Source organism: Saccharopolyspora sp. MMCC62 (assembly GCF_057736575.1).
In genome coordinates this window covers 89,931-112,946 of the sequence record NZ_JBYKCM010000003.1, presented here as the reverse complement: position 1 = coordinate 112,946, position 23,016 = coordinate 89,931, and the positions used below count along the sequence as shown (strand labels likewise).

The following is a 23,016-nucleotide window of genomic DNA, read 5'->3' as shown; positions in this document are numbered from 1 at the left end:
AGGCCTGCCACCGGTCGGGGGTCGCGGAGGTCGGTCAGCCGGTCCGGGTCCAGACGCCCGCGTGGTAGGTGATGCCCAGCGGGGTGTCGGAGTACAGCGGTTCGGCCCGCCAGGTCCCGCGCGAGGCGGCTCCGGCGGCGACCTGCCAGGCGGCGCGGCTGTGCACGCCCAGCTCGGCGCACTCCCGGGGGTCGAGGCCGAGCAGCGCGGCGCGGTCCACGTCGCGCAGCGCGTGGCGCAGCACCTCGTCGAGGACTTCGGCGCGCGGGTCCGGCGGGTGCGGGGAGCGTTCGTCGCGGTGGCTGCCGCCTTCGGCGAGCACCAGCAGCGCCGTCTCCGGCCCGACCCGGTCCAGCCGTTCACCCAGTTCAGCGGCCTGCTCGGCGGGCGTGTCAGGGGCGAGCAGCCGCATCCGCACCGACGCGGCGCCCGCTCGGGCGCGCAGCAGCCCGGCGATGAGCGCGGGCAGCGGCAGCTCCGGGTCCGGGGTCGTGCGCTGGTGTTCGTGCAGCGAGACGGGGACGTCGACGCCGTACCCGGCGAAGGTGCCCGTCGTGCCCGGCGCGAGTTCGAGAGGACCGGAACGATCTACCCCGACCGCCACCCATTCGGTTGCGGATTCGGTCAAAATGGTGGTGGCGCGCAGGCATGCGCGTCGCACCGGCTCGATCACCGGAGCGGACCGCACGGTCAGTTCGGGGACGAGCAGCGGTGGGTACGGCACCACGGCGATGCGGGTGATCACACCCGTGCACGGTAGAGGTCACGGTCAGCGGTGAGCGGAGCAGGCATCCGATCGGTGGACGCGGGCGTTCGAGGCGCCCGCCCGCGGCCGGTGCGCTCGGCCGGGCGAACCGCGCGGAGGACCGCCGGAATTCCGGCTCGGGTGCCGACCTGTTTGAATGCGCCAGCGGAGATCGGACTCGACGCCCGAGTCCGGATCGCCGCGCACCGGCCCCGCACGTGCGGGGCGCCCGTGCCCGGCACGGGCACCGAAGCGGGTACCCGAGGAGGATTCCGGTCATGACGCACCAGGACACGACCCCCGACAGCACTGCGGGCGCCACGCCCGATGCGGCCGCGGCCGCCGCTGGGACCGGGTCCACCTCGACGGCGCCCTCGGTCCCGGCCGCTTCGGCGCACCCGGAGCAGTGGGGCCGGGTCGACGAGGCCGGCACCGTGTGGGTGCGGACGGCCGACGGCGAGCGCGAGGTGGGTTCGTGGCAGGCCGGTGAGCCCGCCGAGGGCCTGGCGCACTTCGCGCGGAAGTTCGACGACCTGCGCACCGAGGCGGAACTGCTGGAGAACCGGCTCAACAGCCGGTCCGGGGACGCGAAGCAGTCGCTGACCAGCGCCAAGCACCTGCGCGACGGGTTGGCCGATGCCGCCGTCGTCGGTGACCTGGCGGCGCTGGGCGCGCTGGCGGAGCACCTCGTGCAGCACGCCGAGCTGGCCGTCGAGGAGGCGAAGGCGCACAAGGAGCAGGCCCGCACGGATGCGGTGGCCCGCAAGGAGGCGCTCGCCGCCGAGGCCGAGCAGATCGCCGCGGAGGCCACGCACTGGAAGTCCGCCGGGGACCGGTTGCGCGCGATCCTCGAGGAGTGGAAGTCGGTGCGCGGCGTGGACCGCAAGACCGACGAGCAGCTGTGGCGCCGGTTCTCGAAGGCCCGCGACGCGTTCAACCGCAGGCGCGGCTCGCACTTCGCCGACCTGGACCGGCAGCGGGCCGCGGCGAAGGCCCGCAAGCAGGAGCTGGTGGAGGCCGCCGAAGCGCTCACCGAGTCCACCGATTGGGGGGCGACGGCGGCGCGCTACAAGGAGCTCATGGCCGAGTGGAAGGAGAGCGGCCGGGCTCCGAAGGACAGCGATGACGCGCTCTGGCAGCGGTTCCGGGGCGCGCAGGACGCGTTCTTCGCCCGCCGGTCGGCGGCGTTCTCCGAGCGCGATGCCGAGTTCGCCGAGAACGCGAAGCACAAGGAAGCACTGCTGGTCGAGGCGGAGGCGATCGATCCGGGCGCGGACCTGCACGCCGCGCAGGCCCAGTTGCAGCGCATCCAGCAGCGCTGGGACGAGGCCGGGAAGGTGCCGCGCGAGCGGATGCGGGAGCTGGAGGGCAGGCTGCGCACGGTCGTGGACCGGGTCCGGTCGGCTTCCGACACGCAGTGGCGGCGCACCGACCCGGAGGCGCAGGCCCGCGTCGACCAGTTCCGGGAGCGCGTCGAGCAGTTCGAGGCGCAGGCGGAGAAGGCGCGCGCGGCGGGCGACGCGAAGCGGGCCAAGAAGGCCGACGAGCAGGCCGACCAGTGGCGGGTCTGGCTCGCCGCAGCCGAACAGGCCATGGCCGACCGCTGACCCGAAGCCCGCCCTGCTCCCAGGGCGGGCCACACCAACCCCCACGAAGCGCCTTCTCATCCTGTCAGCGGCGAAGCCGCTGAACAGCGACCACGCACGCAACCGGCCCCGCCGCGGGTTCTCAGCGCTGTCCTCGCGAGGACGGCGTTTTCGCCTGTGGCGGAGCCACCGGTGAAAACGATCCCGCAGCGAGGAAAGCGCTGAGGTTCGGCCACCTCACCACGAAGCAGAGCGAGCAGGGCCGGACATCAAGGCCTGGTCAAGACCACGCGGAGCCATTGGACCGCTAGTACGACCATGCACAACGCCGCCAGGACAAGCCCCCAGGAGGGCCCGCCCGCGGGGGTGGTCTGCCGGGACCAGATGGCGATCATGCCTTCGAAGGACACGATGATCGCGGCCATTCCCGCGACCCAGGCGACGGCCCAGCGGCGGGTGACGAGCGCGAGCGAGCCGATGAGCACGCCGACGATGGTGGCGTTGATCGAGAAGAGCCGGGGCAGCAGCCCGACCTGCAGCGCGGGGTCGGCGTGGCCGAGAAGGATCTGGAGGCCGGTGGCGTCGCCGATCCACGGCAGCAGCGAGCTGGCGACCAGCACCAGGATGACGCCGGCGATGACCACGGCGGTGCTGCCGGGGTCGATGCGGCGCAGCAGTTCGCGTTCGGACCGGGCCCGTTCCTGCCGGTCCGCCTGCTCGGGGGTGTTCGCCTGGTCGGTCGGTTCGGCGCGTTGCACGTCGGTCCCTTCTCGCGAGTCCTCACCCGGTCCGGTGCCGCCGGGGCCGCTTCCCCCAGGCCCGCCGGTGGTCCCAGGCCCGCCGGTGGTCCCAGGCCCGCCGGTGGTCCCAGGCCCGCCGGTCGTCCCAGGGCCGTCGGTCGTCTCGGGGCCGGGGGTGTCGTCCGGTTCGGGACGAGGCTGATCGCTCAACAGCCGCATCCTTGTTCGGCGGCGGGCTGCGCCGCGGGGGCGCCGAAACCGGGCAGTCCGAGGACGACCCCGGAGGTCTTGGGCTTGCGGCCTTCTTCCCAGTGGTCGCCCGCGCGGGTGCGCCGGTGCGCGGTGATCTCGCCGTCGGCGACCAGGTGGTGCGGGGAGGCCTGGGTGATGGCGGTGTGCACGATGTCGCCGGGCCGGATCTCGCGGTCGATGGCACCACCGGGGTGGAAGTGCACGAGCCGCCCGTCGCGGGCGCGGCCGGAGAGCCTGCGGGTCGCGGTGTCCTTGCGGCCTTCGCCTTCGGCGACGAGGAGTTCGACGCCGCGGCCGACGAGTTCCTTGTTGAGCTCCCAGGACATCTCGTTCTGCAGCGCGATGAGCCGTTCGTAGCGCTGCTGCACGACGTCCTTGGGCAGCTGGCCGGGGAGTTCGGCGGCGGGCGTGCCGGGGCGCTTGGAGTACTGGAAGGTGAACGCCGAGGTGAAGCGGGCGCGGCGGACGACGTCGAGGGTGGCTTCGAAGTCCTCTTCGGTCTCACCGGGGAAGCCGACGATGATGTCGGTGGTGATGGCGGCGTCGGGCATCGCCGCGCGGACCTTGTTCAGGATGCCGAGGTAGCGCTCGGAGCGGTAGGAGCGACGCATCGCTTTGAGCACCCGGTCGGAGCCGGATTGCAGCGGCATGTGCAGCTGGTGGCAGACGTTGGGGGTCTCGGCCATGGCTTCGATGACGTCGTCGGTGAAGTCGCGCGGGTGCGGCGAGGTGAAGCGGACGCGTTCGAGCCCGTCGATGTCCCCGCAGGAGCGCAGCAGCTTGCCGAAGGCGTAGCGGTCGCCGAATTCGGCGCCGTAGGCGTTGACGTTCTGCCCGAGCAGGGTCACTTCGAGGACGCCTTCGTCCGCGAGGGCCTGCACTTCGGCGAGCACGTCGCCGGGCCTGCGGTCCTTCTCCTTGCCGCGCAGCGCGGGCACGATGCAGAACGTGCAGGTGTTGTTGCACCCGACGGAGACGGACACCCAGCCGGAGTAGGCGGATTCGCGGCGCGCGGGCAGCGTGGACGGGAAGGTCTCGAGGGATTCGAGGATCTCGACCTCGGCCTCCTCGTTGTGCCGGGCGCGTTCCAGCAGCGTCGGCAGCGAGCCGAGGTTGTGGGTGCCGAACACGACGTCGACCCAGGGGGCGCGGCGGACGATCTCGCTGCGGTCCTTCTGCGCGAGGCAGCCGCCGACGGCGATCTGCATCCCGGGGCGTTCCTGCTTGGCGGGCCGCAGGTGGCCGAGGTTGCCGTAGAGCCGGTTGTCGGCGTTCTCCCGGACCGCGCAGGTGTTGAACACGACCACGTCGGGATCGTGGTCCTTCGCGGCGCGCACGTACCCGGCGTCTTCCAGCATTCCGGACAGCCGCTCGGAGTCGTGCACGTTCATCTGACACCCGTAGGTGCGGATCTCGTAGGTCCGGGAAGTGCTCGTCGTGCTCACCCCGCCACCATATCGGCTGCTCAGGACTGGTCGGCCAGCGCCTGCGGACGAGGGCGGCGACCTGGCCGGAGATCGTCGCCACCGGGCTGGGACGCCGGGACGGGAAACGCGGCCCGCTGCGGCGTTCGGCGGACCGGGTGCGCCCGTCCGGACCGTTCCCGGGAATCCGGATGAGCGGCATTCGGTGATTCTTTTCGAGTAGTCGCGGTGAATCGAGCGAAACCGCGTCGGGGACGGGTGCGACTCATTCATAGTGGGCATTCGCCGGTTGTCGCGGGATGCGCGGGAACTCGCCGCGAGAACGCGGAGGAGGTACGCGGGGGTGCGGATCCACGAACCCGAAGGGGTTACGGCGGGTCACACCCGAACGGTCCATCCGGACGAGCGGAGGCAGCATCGAGCACGGAAGGTGACGACTCGGCTGCCCTCCGGGAGGCGGCCGGAGTACCGGGAACCCGCCGTGGGGCCACTCCTTCCGGTGGTCGTCCGTGCAGTTGAGAGCCGGATGGCCGCGTTCGCTGAAATTCGGGAAAACCCTCGCCGGACCCGGGACCCACCCGCGTAACCGAGTTGCAACCTGCGTTGACCCGCACCATATGGACTAATCGGGACGGGCAGCTTAAATTTTCGCCATCAGATCCGGACATTCTCGGGCTAGGAGTGTGCATGACCGCCGGTTCCCCGGATTCGCCGATGATCCGCATGTCCTCGGTGGACAAGCACTTCGGTTCCCTGCACGTGCTGCAGGACGTGGACCTCACCGTGCCGCCCGGCCAGGTCGTGGTGGTGCTCGGGCCGTCCGGCTCGGGCAAATCCACGCTGTGCCGCGCGATCAACCGCTTGGAGCCCATCGACTCGGGCACCATCGAGATCGACGGGAAGCCGCTGCCCGCCGAAGGCCGGGCGCTCGCCGAGCTCCGCGCCGACGTGGGCATGGTGTTCCAGCAGTTCAACCTGTTCGCGCACAAGACGATCCTCGAGAACGTGCTGCTCGGGCCGATCAAGGTGCGCAAGGCCGACAAGGCCACCGCCGAACGGGAGGCGCTCGCCCTGCTGGAGCGGGTGGGCATCGCCAACCAGGCGGAGAAGTACCCCGCCCAGCTCTCCGGCGGGCAGCAGCAGCGGGCGGCGATCGCCCGCGCCCTGGCGATGAAGCCCAAGGTCATGCTGTTCGACGAGCCGACCTCGGCGCTCGACCCCGAAATGGTCAACGAGGTGCTCGACGTGATGGCCGGGCTCGCCGCCGAGGGCATGACGATGCTGGTCGTCACGCACGAGATGGGTTTCGCCCGGCGCGCCGCGCACCGGGTGCTGTTCATGGCCGACGGACGCATCGTCGAGGACTCGACGCCGAACCGGTTCTTCGACGAGCCGGAGAGCGCCCGCGCCCAGGACTTCCTCAGCAAGATCCTCACCCACTGACCTCCCTCGCGTCGTCCCCGCGCCCGCGCGGGGACGCAGGAGCCGTACACCTCCAGAGAGGGGCATCCGAGATGAAAGCGCGCAGCGTGCGCTGGGGCGTGCTGGCGGCGTCGATGGCGCTGGCGCTGACCGCCTGCGGGGGCAACAGCGAGAACCGCCTCGAAACCGGCACCGTCGTGCCCGTCGACCCGAACGCGCACTTCGAGCCCGGCACCACGATGGCGAAGCTGCAGCAGTCCGGCACCGTCCGGATCGGCACCAAGTTCGACCAGCCGCTGTTCGGCCTCCAAGGTCTCGACGGCACCCCGCGGGGCTTCGACGTCGAGATCGGCAAGATCGTCGCCGCGAAGCTCGGCATCCCCGCCGAGCAGATCGACTGGGTCGAGGCGCCGAGCAAGACCCGCGAGGAGATCATCGAGCAGGACCGGGTCGACATGGTCGTGGCCACCTACACGGTCAACGACAAGCGCAAGCAGCGGATCAGCTTCGCCGGCCCGTACTACGAGGCGGGCCAGGACCTGATGGTCTCCTCGGACGACGACACGATCACCGGCCCGGACTCGCTGCGCCCCACCGGCGCGAAGGTCTGCTCGGTCATCGGCTCCACGCCCGCCGAGCAGATCAAGCAGTACGTCGACCCGGAGAACCTGACGCTGTTCGACGTCTACTCCAAGTGCGCCGACGCGCTGCGCACCGGCCAGGTCCAGGCCGTCACCACCGACAACGTGATCCTGATGGGCCTGGTCCAGCAGGGCAACGGCCGGTTCAAGCTCGTCGACCGGCAGTTCACCAAGGAGCCCTACGGGGTCGGCATCAAGAAGGGCGACGCGGAGTTCTGCCGGTTCATCGACGACACCCTCACCCAGGCCGTGGCCGACGGGACGTACGCGAAGTCCTGGGCGGCCACCGCGGGCAAGGTGTCGCCGGAGACCCCTCCGCTGCCGCAGCTGGACCCCTGCAGTTGATCACCTCCCGGTGCGGGGCGGCGTCCAGCGACGCCCCCACCGGTCCTCCCTGTCCGCAGAGCCGGAGAGAACCGTGCACGTCATCACCGACAACCTGCCCCTCTACCTGAGCGGGCTCCTGCGCACGCTGCAGATATGCCTGTACGCAGGACTGATCTCGCTGGTCCTGGGGACCGTCATCGCGGCCTTCCGGGTCGCGCCGCTACCGCCGCTGCGGGCCACCGGGACCGCGTGGGTCACCGTGTTCCGCAACTGCCCGCTGACCGTGGTGCTGTTCTTCATGGCCTTCGGGCTGCCGGAACTGGGCCTGAACGGCTCGTACTTCTGGTTCGGCACCATCGGGCTCGCGCTCTACACCTCCGCCTTCGTGTGCGAGGCGATCCGCAGCGGCATCAACGCCGTGCCGCCCGGCCAGGCCGAAGCGGCGCGCGCCATCGGCCTCGGGTTCAGCCAGGTGCTGCGCCTGATCGTGTTGCCGCAGGCGATCCGCACCGTGGTGCCGCCGCTGGGCAACGTCTTCATCGCGATGATCAAGAACTCGGCGATCGCGGGCGCGTTCGGCGTCGGCGGGGACCTGTTCGCCGTCGCCGACACGCTGACCTCGGCGCGCGGTGAGGCCGCGCTGCCGGTGCTCACCGGCGTGGTGCTCGGCTACCTGGTGATCACGATCCCGGCCGGGCTGCTGCTCGGCGCCCTGGAGCGGAAGGTGGCGATCGCCCGATGACGAACTCCGTGCTCTACGAGGCCCCCGGGCCCGCCGCCAAGCGCCGCGCCGTCGTGCTCAGCGTCGTGGTGTGCGTCGTGCTGGCCGCGGTGCTCGCCTGGGTGCTGTACACCCTCGGCGCCAACGACCAGCTGACCGCCGAGAAGTGGGGTCCGCTGATCGACCCGACCGACGGCACCTTCGTCCCGCTGTGGACGCTGATGGGCACCGGGCTGGCCAACACGCTGCTGGCCGCCGCGCTGGCGATGGTGTTCTCGCTGCTGGTCGGCACGCTGCTGGCGGTCTCCCGCGTCGTCGCGGCCCGCTGGTACCGGTGGGCCATCGTCGGCGTCGTCGAACTGCTCCGCGGTGTGCCGGTGGTCATCGCGGTGTTCTTCGCCAGCCGGGTGCTGCCCACGTTCGGGCTGGACATGTCGGTGATGTGGTACCTGGTCATCGGCCTCACCGTGTACAACTCGGTGATCATCGCGGAGATCGTGCGGGCCGGCATCCAGTCGCTGCCGCGCGGCCAGGGCGAAGCCGCCTACGCGATCGGGATGCGGCGTTCGCAGGTGCTGCGCACCGTGCTGCTGCCGCAGGCGTTCCGGGCGATGCTGCCCGCGCTGATCAGCCAGCTCGTGGTGGTCGTGAAGGACACCTCGCTGGGCTTCATCATCACCTACGTCGACGTGGTCCGGCTGGGGCAGATCGCCATCCAGAACCTGAACAACCCGATCCAGATGTACCTCGCGGTCGGCGTGCTGTTCGTGGTGATCAACTACGCGCTGAGCCGGGCCGCGGTCTACACCGAACGCAGGCTCAGCCAGGGCCGCAAGGGCGGCGGCACCACCGCCCGCGCCGCGCAGGCCCAGGCGGCGGAGTGATCCGGGTCCGCCCCGTCCCGCCTCAGCGCGGGGCGGGGCGGGCCTGCACTCCCTCGGTCGCCAGCGTCTCGTCGTAGGCGCGTTGCCACGCACCGTCGCGGACCGCGGTGGCGAGCGCCGCGTCGATCCGGTCGTGCAGCGCCGCATCACCGGACTTGATGCCCAGGTAGTGCTCGGTCCCGTCCGCGGTCACCGCGTACGGGCCGACCGCGTCCACCCCCGAGTCCCCCGGCTCGGCACCGCCGACCAGCAGGTCCACTTCGCCGCGCGCCAGCGAACCGTCGCGCAACGTCGGCGGCAGCATCCGGTACGAGATCTGGATGCGCGGGTCCAGGCCCAGCTCCCGCACGACGAACTCCGTCACCTCCACGTCGAAACCGCGGTAGTGGCCGCCGTCGCGGGTCGCGAACCGGGGTTCCTCGGCGCGCAGCCCCACCAGCAGCGAGCCGCGCCTGCGCACCTCTTCCAAGGTCGACGAGCCGCCCAGCTCGACCGGAGGTGGCGGGGCCGCGGCGGGCTGCGGAGCAGTGGACGGCGAGGACACCGGCGCCGGCGCGCTCGGTGGTGGCTGCTGCTCCGGTTCGCCGCCACCCGCCGAACATCCGGCCAGGGCCATTCCGCCAGCGAGCACCACTGCCACCACTCCCGTGCGCATGCGCACCATCCTGCCAGTCGAGCGGATCACGGCGGGCGTTTCCCCGACCGGACCGGACGCCGTTCCAGGTGCTCGGGAAAACCCCAGAATTCGCGCGGCGCGGTCGGGGACCGGACCGTTCCCGCCGGTCCCGCGGGCGCCCGGCGGTGCTCGGATCGCAGCAGCTCAACAGCACAGTGAACGGTGCGTACGGCCACTAGTCATCCGGTCGACATGTAGCGTTCACACTCGCAACGAATTCTGGATCGGTTTTGACTTCCCCGTCACACCCATTAGTGTGGCTGCCGTCACGAAGGCGCCAATGTCGTCGCCCCGCACAGCGCTCATCAGCACTGATCGCTCAGGAGGCGAGGAATGGCGACGCACGCGGCCATCCATCCCATCGTTCAGCGGGTCACCGAACGCATCGCGCAGCGCAGCGCCCGCACCCGGCGCGACTACCTCGAACGCATCGACTCCGCCGCCGCCGACGGACCGACCCGCGCCGGGATGCCCTGCAGCAATCTCGCCCACGGCTTCGCAGGCTGTAGCGGCGCCGACCGGATCGCGGTGCGCGGCGAGACCAAGCCGGGCGTGGCGATCGTGTCGGCGTACAACGACATGCTCTCCGCACACCAGCCCTACGACGAATACCCCGCGTGGATCAAGGACGCGGTGCGCGACGCGGGCGGCGTCGCCCAGTTCGCCGGCGGCGTCCCCGCCATGTGCGACGGCATCACCCAAGGCCGCGCGGGCATGGAGCTCTCGCTGTTCTCCCGCGACGTGATCGCCATGGCCACCGGCGTCGCGCTCTCCCACGAGATGTTCGACGGGGCGCTGCTGCTCGGCGTGTGCGACAAGATCGTGCCCGGGCTGCTCATCGGCGCCCTCGCCTTCGGGCACCTGCCGACGATCCTGGTGCCCGCCGGGCCGATGCCCTCCGGGCTGCCCAACGGCGAGAAGAGCCGCATCCGGCAGCTGTTCGCCGAGGGCAAGGCGACCCGCGAAGACCTCCTCGAAGCCGAATCGGCCTCCTACCACTCCCCCGGCACCTGCACCTTCTACGGCACCGCGAACTCCAACCAGCTCGTCGTCGAAGTGATGGGGCTGCACCTGCCCGGCTCCAGCTTCGTCGCCCCCGGCACCCCGCTGCGGCGCGCCCTCACCGACGAGGCCTCACGGCGCGTCGTGCAGCTCGCCCGCGGCGAGGAACGCACCCCGATCGGCCGACTGCTCGACGAACGCGCGCTCGTCAACGGCGTCGTCGCCCTGCTCGCCACCGGCGGATCCACCAACCACACGCTGCACCTGCCCGCCATCGCCGCGGCCGCGGGCATCGAACTCACCTGGGACGACTTCGCCGAGCTCTCCGCCGTCGTGCCCTCGCTGTCGCGGGTCTACCCGAACGGCTCCGCCGACATCAACCACTTCGCCGCCGCCGGAGGCGTGCAGACGCTCGTCGGCCAGCTGCTCGACGCCGGATTCCTGCACCCCGACGTGCACACCGTCGCCGGATACGGCCTCGACCGGTACCGGCAGCAGCCGTTCCTCGAAGACGGCGAGCTGGTGTGGCGCGACGCTCCCGCCGACAGCCTCGACCCGGACGTGCTGCGCGGCGTCGACGACCCGTTCGCGCCCGACGGCGGCCTGCGGGTGCTGCGCGGCAACCTCGGCGGCTCGGTCATCAAGGTCTCCGCGGTCAAGCCCGAGCACCGCGTCGTCACCGCGCCCGCGCGCGTCTTCGACGACCAGCACCGGTTCACCGAACTGTTCCGCGCAGGCGAGCTCGACCAGGACGTCGTGGTCGTCATCCGCAACCAGGGTCCGCAGGCCAACGGCATGCCCGAGCTGCACGGGCTCACCCCCGCGCTCGGCGTGCTGATGGACCGCGGGCACCAGGTCGCGCTGGTCACCGACGGGCGGATGTCCGGGGCCTCCGGCAAGATCCCCGCCGCCATCCAGCTCACCCCCGAAGCCACCGCGGGCGGACCGCTCGCGCGGGTGCGCGACGGCGACATGGTCCGGCTGGACGCCGAGAACGGCACCCTCGAAGTGCTCGTCGGCGACGAGGACTTCGCCGCCCGCGAACCCGCCCCCGGCGCCGCCACCACCCAGCACGGCACCGGCCGCGAACTGTTCACCGCGTTCCGCCACGCCGTCGGCCGCGCCGACCAGGGCGCTAGCGTGTTCGCACCGCAGCAGCGCACCGACGCGCCCAGCGACCTGCCCGTCTGATCCACCCGCCCGAGGCGCCCGGGGCGGCGCAGGACAGCCGACCGCCCGCACCGGCGCTTACCGAGAACAGGTGAACACCACCATGAACACTGCCTCCGAAGTGCTCGAACTCAGCCCCGTCGTCCCCGTCGTCGCCCTCGACGACGTCGCCCACGCGGTCCCGCTGGGCCAGGCGCTGCTGCGCGGCGGCATCCGCACCATCGAAGTCACCCTCCGCACCCCCGCCGGTCTGCCCGCCATCGAACGGCTCGCCGCGGAAGTCCCCGAGATCGTCGTCGGTGCGGGCACCATCACCGAGGTCGGCCAAGCCGACAAGGTGCGCGAAGCCGGCGCCCGGTACATCGTCACGCCCGGCGCCACCGACCGGCTGCTCGACGACGTCGACGCCGCCGGACTGCCCTACCTCGCCGGGATCAGCACCATCTCCGAAGCGATGCGGCTCGCCGAGCGCGGGGTCACCGCGATGAAGTTCTTCCCCGCCGAACCCAGCGGCGGAGTGCCGTACCTGAAGTCCCTCGCCGGGCCGCTGCCGCAGCTGCGGTTCTGCCCCACCGGCGGCATCAGCGTCGACAACGCCGGCCGGTACCTGGCGCTGCCCAACGTGGGCTGCGTCGGCGGATCGTGGCTCGCGCCGAAGCAACTGCTCGCCGCCGGGCAGTGGGGACAGGTCGAAGCGCTGGCCCGGCAGGCCGCGGCGTTGGGCTGATCTCGGCGTTGGGTTGGTCCCGGTACTGGGTTGGTCCCGGTACTGGAATGGTCCCGGTACTGGGCTGATCCCCGCGCGCGTCCTCCCGCGGACGCGGTAGGTGTCGTCCCCTCCGCAGGCGATCCGATCCCCCGCGGCGACTCGTAGCGTCGAGGCACCTCGACGCTGGGACGGTCACCGAATGCACCTGCGCGCCATCCGACACCGCTCGCCGGAGCCGCCGCAACGGCCCCGGCGAGCGCTCGGCGCCCTGCTGCTCACCGCGCTGCTCGGCGTCGCCGCGGGCGTCCCCGCCGGCGCCGAACCGGACCGCACCCCGCGCGGCGGGACCGTCGTCAGCTTCACCTTCGACGACGGCAGCGTCTCGCAGACCTCCGGTGCCGAAGTCCTGCAGCGGCACGGCATGCACGGCACCTTCTACATCATCTCCGGCGCCATCGGCAGCCCCGGCTACCTCGGCCACGACGAGCTGCGGCGCATCGCCGACGCCGGGCACGAGATCGGTGGGCACACCGTCACCCACCCCGATCTCACCTCGGTCAGCCCCGACGAGATGCGCAGGCAGATCTGCGACGACCGCGCCAACCTCGAGCAGTGGGGCTACTCGGCCACCTCGTTCACCACGCCGTTCAACGAGACCGACGACGCCGTGCGGAAAGCCGTGCGGGACTGCGGGTACAACAGCGCCCGCACCATGGGCGGCCTGCGCGCGCCCGGGGACTGCGCCGACTGCCCCGACGCCGAGACCATGCCGCCCGCCGACCCCTTCGAGATCCGCTCCCCCGGCATGATCCGGCGGGAGACCACCCTCGACGACCTCAAAGCCGCCGTGACCCGCGCCGACGACGCGGGCGGCGGATGGGTGCCGCTGGTGCTGCACCAGACCTGCGAGATGTGCGGCCCGCTCGGCCTCAACCCGCGGGTCCTCGACGAATTCGCCGGCTGGCTGCACGACCGCGGGACTCCGGTGCGCACCGTGCACGAGGTCGTGGGCGGCCGGACCGCACCCGTGCACCGGGCACCACCGCCGCAGGACCGGGCCCGCCCGGTGAACGCCTCCCTCGAAGACGCCGGGCCGGACGGCGTCCCGATCGGCTGGGAGACCGGCGGGTGGGGGACGAACACGCCGGTGTGGACGAGGACCCGCGACGCGCACGGGGGGAACTGGGCGCAACGGCTGGACATGACCCGGTTCACCGACGGCGACGCGAAGCTGATGACGACGCTCGACCTCGGCGAGTACGCGCTGCCCGCGCACACCGGGCACAACTACACGCTCAGCACCTGGTACAAATCGACCGCTCCCACCCAGCTCGCCGTGTACTACCGGGACCGGGCCGGGCAGTGGCGCTACTGGGTGGCGGGTCCTACGTACGCGCCCGCCGCGCAGTGGTCGAAGGCCTACTGGACGACCCCGCCGATCCCGGAGGAGGCCACCGGGCTCAGCTACGGGCTCGCCCTGTTCTCACCGGGTTCGGTCACCACCGACGACTACCGGGTGCGAGTGGACGCGAAGGCCACCAACGAGAGCTCCTGCCGCGAACTGCCCTGGTGGCAGCCGCGGCGGTGGCTGTGCCCGTGACCGACCGGAGAACGAGGTGAACGCGGATGCCGCCGCCGGGGATGCGCGCGGTGGCGGCGCTGGCCGCGGCCCTGCTCACCGCGTCCTGCGCGGGCGGTGAACCGGTGCCCGGCCGCACCTACCCCTGGCACACCGGCATCGTGGCGACCACGTTCTGGGTCGGCGAAGTGCTCGACCCGGACGCCTCGGACGGCAGCCAGGTGATCTCCACCTACGACTCGGCGTGGCAGGAGCACTACGGCGGTTGCGACGGGGTGCTGGTCGGCGGGCGGTGCGAGACGGAACCGCGCACGGCGCGCAACGGGTACTTCCCGACCCGGATGGCCCCGCGGGAGAACCCGTTCTACCTGGACCTGCCGTTCGACGACCTCAACGATCCGGTCGCCTTCGCGCAGCGCGCCGACGTGGTGCCGTGGAGCCGCGACCCCGGCTACGCGGGACGCGAGCACGATCGCGGGTTCAGCTACTTGAAGAACCGCTGGGTGCAGCTCACCAGGGGCGGTGCGGTCTGCTTCGGGCAGGTGCAGGACGCGGGGCCGGCCGAATACCACGACGCCCGCTACGTGTTCGGGCACGACGACGCGCGGCCGGTGAACACCCGGTTCAACGGGGCGGGCCTGGACGTCTCGCCCGCGTTGAACGGCTGCCTCGGGTTCACCCGGCTCAACGGCGCGCAGGACCGGGTGAACTGGCGCTTCGTGGAGGAGTCCGACGTGCCCGACGGGCCGTGGCGGCGAATCGTCACGACCTCGCCGCCGACGACCTGGTGACGGGCGGTCGGCTTCAGTTCGGTCGGCTTCAGCTCGGGCGGGTCGACCGGTCCGGCCGGTTCGGTCAGGTTGGTCGAGTCGGTCAGACCCGTCTGCCCGTCTGGCCCGTCCGGCCGTCTGCCCCGTCAGGCCGCGAGGTCCTCGGTGATCAGTTCGAGGGCGTCCGGGATGGAGTCGACGACCGGCACGCCCGCCGATTCCAGGGCGGACCGGCTCATCACGCCCGTCGTCACCAGCACGCAGCCGGTGCCGATCTGCTCGGCGGCGCGCGCGTCGTCGAGGACGTCCCCGATGAGCACCACGTCCGCCGGGCGCAGCCGCTGCGCCGCGAGGTGGCGTTCGAGGTGTTCGGCCTTGGCGCCGCCGCCGACGTCGGTGCGCAGCCCGTCGACCCGCTCGAACAACGGCGCCAGCTCCAGCTGCGCGATCAGCGGGACCAGCTCGTCGTGGAACCACATCGACAGCAACGACTGGGTCCGGCCGGCCGCGGCCCAGGTGCGCAGCTCGTCCGGCACGCCCGGGGCGAGCCGCGCCGTGTGCAGCAGTTCCCGGTAGTGCTGGTGGTACAGCACGTCGAGCTTGTTCCAGTCCGCCTCGGTCAGCGGGCGCTCCAGCAACCGCTCGTAGCACTGCTGCAGCGGGCGGCTGAACACCGATCGCCAGTGTTCGAGGTCGATCGGATCTCTGCCGAACTCCGCGCAGACCGCGTTCACCGCCGCGACCACGGCGTCGTTGTCGTCGAGCAACGTGCCGTTCCAGTCCCACACGATGTGCCGTGCCGCCGTGTCCGCGCCACCACCGACCCGCATGTCACCCCTGTTCCTCGACTCCGGACGTCCGAGCGGGCAGCCTAGCGAAGACCGGAGATCTCCGGTTCCGCCCGCCGGGCGCGTGCTACGTCACCCCGTCCGACGTGCCGGACCGCGCCGTTCCCGCGCTCAGGGCAGGTCCGGCTCGTCCGCTCGGCCGAGCTCGTCCTTGGCCACCCGGAAGGCGAGGCCTTCGGGATAGCCCTTCCGCGCAAGCATCCCGACCAGCCGGCGCAGCAGCTTCTCCGGGTCGTCCACCCGGGCCGAGCGGAGCTTGCGGCGCACCAGTTCCCGCGCCCGCTCCTCCTCGGCGTCCGGGTCCACCGCGGAGAGGGCTTCGGCGACGAGGTGCTCGTCGACGCCCTTGCGCCGCAGTTCGTAGCCCAGTGCCTTGCGGCCCAAGCCCTGGTTGCGCTGCCGCTCGTGCACCCAGGCCTCGGCGAACTCGGCGTCGTCGACCAGGCCCGCGTCGACGAACTTCTGCAGCACCGCGTCCGCGACGTCCTCGTCGATCTCCTTGCGCAGCAAGGCGTTCCGCAGTTCGGATCGGCTGCGGGCGCGCACCGCCAGCAGTCGGTACACGACGTCGCGGGCCGTGGCCTCCGGGGACTGCGGCACGCCGGGCGGCCGCTCCTCCCGGCGCCGCCCGCTCCGCTGATCGCTCGGTGCGGGCTCGGGCTCGTCGGCGGTCAGCTCGCTGCGGCGACGGCGCTTCCCGGTGCGCGCGGCGGAACCGTCCGCCGACACGAACTCGGAGCGGGCGGAGTCGTCGCCCGGCGCACCCGCCGCGGACTCCGGTTCCGCGGCGCCGTCCGGCGAACGGGGCGCGTGGTCCGTGCTGCGCCACACGCCTCGCCCACCGGAACCGCCGCTGCGCCGTCGAGCCGCCGAACCGGCCCGCTGACCGCGGGAACCGGTCCGGGAGGACTCGGCGTCCCCGGATGATCGGGCGTAGTCGTCGTCTTCCGGCACGAGCAGGCTCAGAACTCGACGGGAGCCGGCTCCGCGGCCTGCTGCTCGTCATCGAGCTTGGCCCCGATGCCGAGCTTCTCCTTGATCCGCTTCTCGATCTCGTTGGCCACGTCCGGGTTCTCCCGCATGAACTTGCGGGCGTTCTCCTTGCCCTGGCCCAGCTGATCGCCCTCGTACGTGTACCAGGCACCGGACTTGCGGATGATGCTCTGCTCCACGCCCATGTCGATCAGCGAGCCCTCGCGGCTGATCCCGATGCCGTAGATGATGTCGAACTCGGCCTGCTTGAACGGCGGCGCGGTCTTGTTCTTCACCACCTTGACCCGGGTGCGGTTGCCGACCGCGTCCGAGCCGTCCTTGAGCGTCTCGATCCGCCGCACGTCCAGCCGCACCGAGGAGTAGAACTTCAGCGCCTTGCCACCGGTGGTCGTCTCCGGGCTGCCGAACATGACGCCGACCTTCTCGCGGAGCTGGTTGATGAAGATCGCGGTGGTCTTGGCGTTGTAGAGGGCCGCGGTCAGCTTCCGCAGCGCCTGGCTCATCAGCCGGGCTTGCAGGCCGACGTGGCTGTCGCCCATCTCGCCCTCGATCTCGGCGCGCGGCACCAGCGCGGCCACCGAGTCGACCACGATGCAGTCCAGCGCACCGGAGCGGATCAGCATGTCCGCGATCTCCAGCGCCTGCTCACCCGTGTCGGGCTGGGACACCAGCAGCGCGTCGGTGTCCACCCCGATCGACTTGGCGTACTCGGGGTCCAGCGCGTGCTCGGCGTCGATGAACGCGGCGGTGCCGCCGAGCTTCTGCGCGTTGGCCACCGCGTGCAGCGCGACCGAGGTCTTACCGCTGCTCTCCGGGCCGTAGATCTCCACGATGCGTCCCCGTGGCAGGCCACCGATGCCCAGCGCCACGTCCAGCGCGATGGACCCGGTCGGGATGACCTCGACCGGCGCCCGCGTCTCGTCGCCGAGACGCATCACCGATCCCTTGCCGTACTGCTTGTCGATCTGGGCGAGGGCCAGTTCGAGCGCCTTGCCCTTGTCCGGTGTCGCTGCCATCGGGGGTCCACCTCGGTCAAGTCGGACTTCGTCGTGTGCGCACGACGCTACGGGGTGGGACCGACACTCCGGTGGATGCCCTGGCCACCCGGTCGCCCGTGCTCCGAGCGACGGGGCCGGTGGAATCCCGAGGTCCGGTCCGCGCATCCGATCATAGGCGAACGGATGTTCGATCATCGAGCCGACACGCCAACCGCGTCACCCTTGCGTGTGAAGAACGGCCGCCGGAGCAGCGGATCAGCGGCGCGCGGCCGGCACCTCGAAGACGTCGCACAGCGCCAGCCACACCTGCTTCGGCGAGAAACCGGCCTCCAAGGCCTGGTCCGCCGTGCGGCCACCGAGCTCCGACATCACGTGGTCCTCGGCGAGCATCTCGGCGCGCAGCCTGCCGAACTCGTCGGCCATGCGTTCGCGGAAATCGGTGTGTCGCATCGCGACCAGCCTACCGAGGGCCCGGCCGGGTACCGTCGAGGTGTGCTGCCGATGCAAGCGGACCCGACCGGGCTCTCCAGCCCGCTGGGACAGCTGGTGATCGCGGCGATGTTGCTGGCCGCGATAGTCGTCACCCTCCGCTGGCTCTGGCACAACCGCCGCCGCTGACTCTTTCCCGGGGTCCGGCTCGTCTTGATCAGCGGTCGAGTGGCGGAACCTCAGCTGGCCCCTCGCTGCGGGATCGTTTTCGCAGGTGGCTCCGCCACATGCGAAAACGCTGTCCTCGCGAGGGACCAGCTGAGAACCCGCGGCGGTGCCGGTTGCTCGGGTGGTCGCTGCTCAGCGGCTTCGCCGCTGACAGGACGACGACGCTCTCCGCCGGGTGAGCTCTGCGCCCGGCGAACGGCGTTCCGCTGGTCGGCGCGGTCGGTGGCCGGGGCCGGTGTCGGTGCGCTGGTTCAGCATGGAGGGGTGGACGACGTGCTGGATCGCTTCTCCCCTGCCACCCGCGACTGGTTCCGGGGCGCCTTCGACGCGCCGACGCAGGCGCAGGACGGGGCGTGGCGGGCGATCGGCGCCGGGGAGCACGCGCTGGTCGTGGCGCCCACCGGCTCCGGCAAGACGTTGGCCGCGTTCCTGTCCGCGCTGGACGGCTTGGCCGCCGAACCACCGCCGGAGGACCCGAAGCGGCGCTGCCGCGTGCTGTACGTGTCACCGCTGAAGGCGCTGGCGGTGGACGTGGAGCGCAACCTCCGAGCCCCGCTGGCCGGCATCCGGCAGGCCGCGCAGCGCCGCGGCACCGCACCGCCGGAGATCCGGGTGGGCATGCGCACCGGCGACACCCCGGCCGCCGAGCGGCGCTCGTTCAACCGCACTCCCCCCGATGTGCTGGTGACCACGCCCGAGTCGCTGTTCCTGCTGCTCACCTCGGCCGCGCGGGAATCGCTGCGCGGAGTGGAGACGGTGATCGTGGACGAGGTGCACGCGGTGGCGGGCACCAAGCGCGGCGCACACCTGGCGCTGTCGCTGGAACGGCTGGACGAACTGCTGCCCGCGCCCGCGCAGCGCATCGGGCTGTCGGCGACGGTGCGGCCGGTCTCGGAGGTCGGCACCTTCCTCTGCGGGGGCCGTCCGGTGCGGACCGTGCAGCCCGAGCACCCCAAGCAGGTCGAGGTGACCGTGGAGGTGCCGGTCCCGGACCTCGCCGAGCTCGGGCAGCAGACCGGCGAAGTGGACGGCCCGGCCGCGGGCGAGCAGCCGCGCACCTCCATCTGGCCGTCGGTGCAGGAACGCGTGCTGGACCTGGTCGGTCAGCACCGCTCGACGATCGTGTTCGCGAATTCGCGGCGGCTCGCCGAACGGCTCACCGCGGGCATCAACGAGCTCGCCTCCGAACGCGCCGGGGAGGACGCCGAGCCGGACCGGTTCCCCGCGGAGGCCGTCGGCGGTTCCGGGATCACCACGGGCGCGGCGGTGGTGGTGGCGCGGGCGCACCACGGCTCCATGTCGAAGGAGCAGCGCTCCGCCGTGGAGGAGGAGCTCAAGTCCGGCCGGTTGCCGTGCGTGGTAGCGACGTCCTCGCTGGAGCTGGGCATCGACATGGGCGCGGTGGACCTGGTGGTCCAGGTGGAGGCGCCGCCGAGCGTGGCGTCCGGGATGCAGCGCGTCGGGCGCGCCGGGCACCAGGTGGGCGCGGTGTCGCGCGGGGTGGTGTTCCCGAAGTTCCGCGGTGACCTGGTGAGCTGCGCGGTGGTGGCGGAGCGGATGGCGGCCGGGCTCATCGAGTCGTTGTCGTTCCCCCGCAATCCGCTGGACGTGCTGGCCCAGCAGGTGGTGGCGATGGTGGCGGTGGAGCCGTGGCCGCTGGAGTCGCTGGCGCGGGTGGTGCGGCGGGCGGCGCCGTTCGCGGGACTGCCGGACTCAGCGCTGTACGCGGTGCTGGACATGCTGGCGGGCCGCTACCCGAGCGAGGAGTTCGGCGAACTGCGGGCGCGCGTCGTGTGGGACCGGGTGCAGGACGAGCTGCGGGCCAGGCCGGGCGCGCAGCGGCTCGCGGTGACCTCGGGCGGCACCATCCCGGACCGCGGCCTGTTCACGGTGACGACGCCGGGCGACGAGGAGGCCGGTCGCGGCGGGGTGCGGGTCGGCGAGCTGGACGAGGAGATGGTCTACGAATCGCGGGTGGGCGACACGTTCCTGCTGGGCACCTCGTCCTGGCAGGTCCAGGACATCACCCACGACCGGGTGATCGTGGTGCCCGCTCCCGGCCGGGCGGCGCGGATGCCGTTCTGGAAGGGCGATTCGCCGGGCCGCCCGCTGGAGCTGGGCCGTGCGCTGGGCGCGTTCGTGCGGGAGCTGGTGGCCGCGGACCGGGAGGACGCGATCGAGCGGATGTCGCGGGCCGGACTGGACGAGTGGGCGCGGGACAACCTGCTGGCGTACCTGGCCGAGCAGCGGGCCGCGACGCGGCACGTCCCGGACGACCGCACGATCGTGGTGGAGCGGTTCCGCGACGAGCTCGGCGACTGGCGGATGGTGGTGCACTCGCCGTTCGGCGCGCAGGTCAACGGACCGTGGGGGCTGGCGATCGGTGCCCGGCTGCGGGAGCGGCGCGGCATCGATCCGCAGGTGGCGTCCTCGGACGACGGCATCGTGGTGCGGCTCGCCGACGCGCTGGACGAGGGGGGCGCGGACGTGCTGCCCAGCGCCGAGGACGTGCTGCTGTCCCCGGACGAGGTGCAGCGGATCGTCACGGACGAGGTGGGTGGTTCGGCGCTGTTCGCCGCCCGGTTCCGGGAGTGCGCGGCGCGGGCGCTGCTGCTGCCGCGGCGCGATCCGGGGAAGCGCTCCCCGCTGTGGCAGCAGCGCCAGCGGTCCGCGCAACTGCTGGCCGTGGCCGCGCAGTACGAGCAGTTCCCGATCGTGCTGGAGGCGCTGCGCGAGTGCGTGCAGGACGTCTACGACGTCCCCGGCCTGGTCGAGCTGATGTCGCAGGTCGCGTCCCGCCGGGTGCGGGTGGTGGAGGTGGAGACGCCGTCGCCGTCGCCGTTCGCGCGCAGCCTGCTGTTCGGCTACATCGGCATGTTCCTGTACGAGACGGACGCGCCGCTGGCGGAGCGGCGGTCGGCGGCGTTAAGCCTGGACCCGACGCTGCTGGCGGAGCTGCTCGGTTCGGAGGCGTTGCGCGAGCTGCTGGATCCGGAGGTGGTCGCCGAGGTCGAGCGGCAGCTGCAGCGCCTCGATCCGGAGCGGCGCGCGAAGGACGCCGAGTCCGCGGCGGACCTGCTGCGGTTCCTCGGCGACCTGTCCACCGCGGAGGCGGAGGAGCGCGGCGTCCGGCCGGAGTGGCTGGCGGAACTGCGGGCGCAGCGGCGCGCGCTGGAGGTGCGCATCGCCGGGGAGGCCCGGTGGATCGCGATCGAGGACGCGGGCAAGGTGCGGGACGCGCTGGGCGTGGCGCTCCCGGTGGGGGTGCCGGAGGCGTTCACCGAGCCGGTCGCCGATCCGCTGGGCGAGCTGCTGATCCGGTTCGCCCGCTGCCGCGGCCCGTTCCCCGCCGAGGCGGCGGCCCGCCGGTTCGGCCTGGGGGTGGCCGTGGTGCACGACGTGCTGGACCGGCTGGCCGGATCGGGCCGGTTGGTGCGCGGCGAGCTGCGGCCGCTGGAGGCCGGGGGCGGCGGTGCGCTGGAGTACTGCGACGCCGAGGTGCTGCGCCGGTTGCGGCGCGGTTCGCTGGCCCGGCTGCGCGCCGAGGTGGAACCGGTCGAACCGGCGGCGCTGGGCCGGTTCCTGCCCGCGTGGCACGGCGTGGGCGCCCGGTTGCGGACGGCGCCGACGGTGGACGACGTGTACGCGGTGGTGGAGCAGCTGGCGGGGGCGCCGATCCCGGCGAGCGCGCTGGAGTCCCTGGTGCTGCCCGCCCGGCTGCCCGGGTACTCGCCCGCGCTGCTCGACGAGCTGACCTCGACCGGTGAGGTGTCCTGGGTCGGGTCGGGGGCGCTGGCCGGTGGGGACGGCTGGATCGCGCTCGCCCCGGCGGACGTGGCGGACCTGCTGCTGCCCGACCTGCCGGAGGCCGCGGCGGAGAGCCCGCTGCACGACGCCCTCTTGTCCACTTTGGACGGTGGAGCGCAGTTCTTCCGGGCGTTGGCGGACCGGGCGGGCGCGGTGCTGGTGGAGCGCGGCGAGCAGGTGCCGGCCGACGACGCGGTGATCGCGGCGCTGTGGGACCTGGTGTGGTCCGGCCGGGTCACCAACGACACGCTGGCGCCGCTGCGGGCGCTCGTGTCCGGCAAGGGGGCGGCGCACAAACCGCGCCGTGGCGCACCGCGCGGCCGGTACGCGCGGTTGCGCGCCGGGCGGCCCGCGATGCCGAGCCGCAGCGGCCCGCCCGCGGTGTCCGGGCGCTGGTCGCTGGCACCGACCCCGGCGCCGGAGCCGACGCGCCGGGCGCACGCGCGGGCCGAGTCCTTCCTGGAGCGCCACGGCGTGCTGACCCGCGGCGCGTTGGAGGCCGAGCGGGTCGCCGGTGGTTTTTCCGCGGTGTACAAGGTGTTGCGCGCGATGGAGGAGTCCGGCCGGTGCCGCCGCGGCTACGTGGTGGAAGGTCTGGGCGCGGCGCAGTTCGCGGTCCCCGGGGCGATCGACCGGGTGCGCGCGCTGTCCGGCCCGGACGACCGGGAGTCCGCGGCGGGGGACGCGCTGGTGCTGGCGGCCGCGGACCCGGCGCAGCCGTACGGCGCGGCGCTGCCGTGGCCGGACGCGGTCGGCGGCACCCGGCACCGCCCCGGCCGCAAGGCGGGTTCGCTGGTGGTGCTGGTAGCCGGATCGGCCGTGCTGTACGTGGAGCGCGGCGGGAAGTCGCTGCTGTCGTTCACCGCGGACGAGGAGGCGCTGCGCGCCGGGGCGGCCGGGCTCGCGCGGGCGGTGCGGGACGGCTGGCTGGAGCAGCTGGTGGTGCAGCGCGCCGACGGCGAGGACGCGTGGGGGTCGCGGCTGGCGGAGGTGCTCACCGAGGCGGGGTTCCGCCCCACTCCGAAGGGCCTCCGCCTCCGCGCGTGACCAACCCGCCGGGCCGTC

At 72.5% G+C, this 23,016-nt stretch carries 19 protein-coding genes; 11 read left to right on the top strand and 8 right to left on the bottom strand.

The annotated features are described in order from the left end of the window. Positions 1 to 34: 34 nt before the first annotated feature. On the bottom strand, positions 35 to 745 hold the full coding sequence (locus AC29IT_RS08095) for a class III extradiol ring-cleavage dioxygenase family protein (protein WP_488218299.1): 711 nt from the start codon (positions 743 to 745) through the stop codon (positions 35 to 37). 278 nt (positions 746 to 1,023) lie between these two features. On the opposite strand from AC29IT_RS08095, the gene AC29IT_RS08090 reads away from it, so the two are divergent. Further along, the gene (locus AC29IT_RS08090; RefSeq protein WP_488218298.1) at positions 1,024 to 2,352 is read left to right on the top strand and encodes a DUF349 domain-containing protein; all 1,329 of its coding nucleotides are present in this window, start codon (positions 1,024 to 1,026) and stop codon (positions 2,350 to 2,352) included. Positions 2,353 to 2,600: 248 nt separating this feature from the next. On the opposite strand, the gene AC29IT_RS08085 is transcribed toward AC29IT_RS08090, so the two are convergent. Both AC29IT_RS08085 and miaB read right to left on the bottom strand, forming a co-directional pair. Continuing rightward, a complete protein-coding gene (locus tag AC29IT_RS08085) occupies positions 2,601 to 3,089 on the bottom strand; it encodes an Rv2732c family membrane protein (RefSeq protein ID WP_358432904.1) in 489 nt (162 codons plus the stop codon). Positions 3,090 to 3,277: 188 nt separating this feature from the next. After that, entirely contained in the window at positions 3,278 to 4,768 is a 1,491-nt protein-coding gene (gene miaB, locus AC29IT_RS08080) for a tRNA (N6-isopentenyl adenosine(37)-C2)-methylthiotransferase MiaB (protein ID WP_358432902.1), read from the bottom strand. Positions 4,769 to 5,461: 693 nt separating this feature from the next. Here miaB and AC29IT_RS08075 point away from each other — a divergent pair. The 4 genes from AC29IT_RS08075 (at position 5,462) to AC29IT_RS08060 (ending at position 8,742) form a co-directional block, all read left to right on the top strand. After that, the gene (locus AC29IT_RS08075; protein ID WP_358433068.1) at positions 5,462 to 6,190 is read left to right on the top strand and encodes an amino acid ABC transporter ATP-binding protein; all 729 of its coding nucleotides are present in this window, start codon (positions 5,462 to 5,464) and stop codon (positions 6,188 to 6,190) included. 71 nt (positions 6,191 to 6,261) lie between these two features. After that, positions 6,262 to 7,155, top strand: coding sequence for a glutamate ABC transporter substrate-binding protein (locus AC29IT_RS08070; protein WP_358432900.1), 894 nt, complete (start codon positions 6,262 to 6,264; stop codon positions 7,153 to 7,155). A gap of 73 nt (positions 7,156 to 7,228) precedes the next feature. Next, positions 7,229 to 7,879 carry an amino acid ABC transporter permease gene (locus AC29IT_RS08065; RefSeq protein ID WP_358432898.1) on the top strand — a complete coding sequence of 217 codons (651 nt, stop codon included), beginning with the start codon at positions 7,229 to 7,231 and terminating at the stop codon, positions 7,877 to 7,879. Continuing rightward, positions 7,876 to 8,742, top strand: coding sequence for an amino acid ABC transporter permease (locus AC29IT_RS08060; protein ID WP_358432896.1), 867 nt, complete (start codon positions 7,876 to 7,878; stop codon positions 8,740 to 8,742). The genes AC29IT_RS08065 and AC29IT_RS08060 overlap by 4 nt, the downstream gene beginning before the upstream one ends. 22 nt (positions 8,743 to 8,764) lie before the next feature. Here the strand turns inward: AC29IT_RS08060 and AC29IT_RS08055 are convergent, their stop codons facing one another. Further along, positions 8,765 to 9,397, bottom strand: coding sequence for a transporter substrate-binding domain-containing protein (locus tag AC29IT_RS08055; protein WP_488218297.1), 633 nt, complete (start codon positions 9,395 to 9,397; stop codon positions 8,765 to 8,767). Positions 9,398 to 9,751: 354 nt separating this feature from the next. Between AC29IT_RS08055 and edd the strand changes: the two genes are divergently transcribed. From edd to AC29IT_RS08035, 4 genes are all read left to right on the top strand, one after another. Then, positions 9,752 to 11,611, top strand: a complete 1,860-nt coding sequence (gene edd, locus AC29IT_RS08050) for a phosphogluconate dehydratase (RefSeq protein ID WP_488218296.1) — start codon at positions 9,752 to 9,754, stop codon at positions 11,609 to 11,611. 82 nt (positions 11,612 to 11,693) lie between these two features. Next, positions 11,694 to 12,317: a bifunctional 4-hydroxy-2-oxoglutarate aldolase/2-dehydro-3-deoxy-phosphogluconate aldolase gene (eda, locus tag AC29IT_RS08045; protein WP_358432890.1), complete on the top strand. Its 624-nt coding sequence runs from the start codon at positions 11,694 to 11,696 to the stop codon at positions 12,315 to 12,317. A 181-nt stretch (positions 12,318 to 12,498) separates the two neighbouring features. Continuing rightward, positions 12,499 to 13,899, top strand: coding sequence for a polysaccharide deacetylase family protein (locus AC29IT_RS08040; protein ID WP_358432888.1), 1,401 nt, complete (start codon positions 12,499 to 12,501; stop codon positions 13,897 to 13,899). Positions 13,900 to 13,925: 26 nt separating this feature from the next. Continuing rightward, positions 13,926 to 14,669: a hypothetical protein gene (locus AC29IT_RS08035; RefSeq protein WP_488218295.1), complete on the top strand. Its 744-nt coding sequence runs from the start codon at positions 13,926 to 13,928 to the stop codon at positions 14,667 to 14,669. A gap of 125 nt (positions 14,670 to 14,794) precedes the next feature. Here AC29IT_RS08035 and AC29IT_RS08030 read toward each other — a convergent pair whose 3' ends face one another. The 4 genes from AC29IT_RS08030 to AC29IT_RS08015 all read right to left on the bottom strand — a co-directional run bounded on the left by AC29IT_RS08030 (position 14,795) and on the right by AC29IT_RS08015 (position 17,937). After that, entirely contained in the window at positions 14,795 to 15,478 is a 684-nt protein-coding gene (locus AC29IT_RS08030; RefSeq protein ID WP_488218294.1) for an HAD family hydrolase, read from the bottom strand. Positions 15,479 to 15,607: 129 nt separating this feature from the next. Continuing rightward, on the bottom strand, positions 15,608 to 16,327 hold the full coding sequence (locus AC29IT_RS08025) for a regulatory protein RecX (protein ID WP_488218293.1): 720 nt from the start codon (positions 16,325 to 16,327) through the stop codon (positions 15,608 to 15,610). Between the two features lie 131 nt (positions 16,328 to 16,458). Further along, entirely contained in the window at positions 16,459 to 17,505 is a 1,047-nt protein-coding gene (recA, locus tag AC29IT_RS08020; protein ID WP_358432882.1) for a recombinase RecA, read from the bottom strand. A gap of 237 nt (positions 17,506 to 17,742) precedes the next feature. Next, positions 17,743 to 17,937: a DUF3046 domain-containing protein gene (locus tag AC29IT_RS08015; RefSeq protein ID WP_358432880.1), complete on the bottom strand. Its 195-nt coding sequence runs from the start codon at positions 17,935 to 17,937 to the stop codon at positions 17,743 to 17,745. Between the two features lie 42 nt (positions 17,938 to 17,979). Here AC29IT_RS08015 and AC29IT_RS08010 point away from each other — a divergent pair, with 42 nt between their 5' ends. Beyond that, on the top strand, positions 17,980 to 18,105 hold the full coding sequence (locus AC29IT_RS08010; protein ID WP_488218586.1) for a hypothetical protein: 126 nt from the start codon (positions 17,980 to 17,982) through the stop codon (positions 18,103 to 18,105). 303 nt (positions 18,106 to 18,408) lie between these two features. Next, complete coding sequence (locus AC29IT_RS08005) at positions 18,409 to 22,998, top strand: ATP-dependent helicase (protein ID WP_358432878.1); 4,590 nt, start codon at positions 18,409 to 18,411, stop codon at positions 22,996 to 22,998. Positions 22,999 to 23,016: the final 18 nt, after the last annotated feature.

Bases quoted from the DNA above. Each gene is read 5' to 3' on its own strand.
- AC29IT_RS08090 (WP_488218298.1), top strand. From the start codon at position 1,024: ATGACGCACCAGGACACGACCCCCGACAGCACTGCGGGCGCCACGCCC.
- AC29IT_RS08075 (WP_358433068.1), top strand. From the start codon at position 5,462: ATGATCCGCATGTCCTCGGTGGACAAGCACTTCGGTTCCCTGCACGTG.
- AC29IT_RS08070 (WP_358432900.1), top strand. From the start codon at position 6,262: ATGAAAGCGCGCAGCGTGCGCTGGGGCGTGCTGGCGGCGTCGATGGCG.
- AC29IT_RS08060 (WP_358432896.1), top strand. From the start codon at position 7,876: ATGACGAACTCCGTGCTCTACGAGGCCCCCGGGCCCGCCGCCAAGCGC.
- AC29IT_RS08055 (WP_488218297.1), bottom strand. From the start codon at position 9,397: ATGCGCACGGGAGTGGTGGCAGTGGTGCTCGCTGGCGGAATGGCCCTG.
- edd (WP_488218296.1), top strand. From the start codon at position 9,752: ATGGCGACGCACGCGGCCATCCATCCCATCGTTCAGCGGGTCACCGAA.
- eda (WP_358432890.1), top strand. From the start codon at position 11,694: ATGAACACTGCCTCCGAAGTGCTCGAACTCAGCCCCGTCGTCCCCGTC.
- AC29IT_RS08040 (WP_358432888.1), top strand. From the start codon at position 12,499: ATGCACCTGCGCGCCATCCGACACCGCTCGCCGGAGCCGCCGCAACGG.
- AC29IT_RS08035 (WP_488218295.1), top strand. From the start codon at position 13,926: ATGCCGCCGCCGGGGATGCGCGCGGTGGCGGCGCTGGCCGCGGCCCTG.
- AC29IT_RS08030 (WP_488218294.1), bottom strand. From the start codon at position 15,478: ATGCGGGTCGGTGGTGGCGCGGACACGGCGGCACGGCACATCGTGTGG.
- recA (WP_358432882.1), bottom strand. From the start codon at position 17,505: ATGGCAGCGACACCGGACAAGGGCAAGGCGCTCGAACTGGCCCTCGCC.
- AC29IT_RS08015 (WP_358432880.1), bottom strand. From the start codon at position 17,937: ATGCGACACACCGATTTCCGCGAACGCATGGCCGACGAGTTCGGCAGG.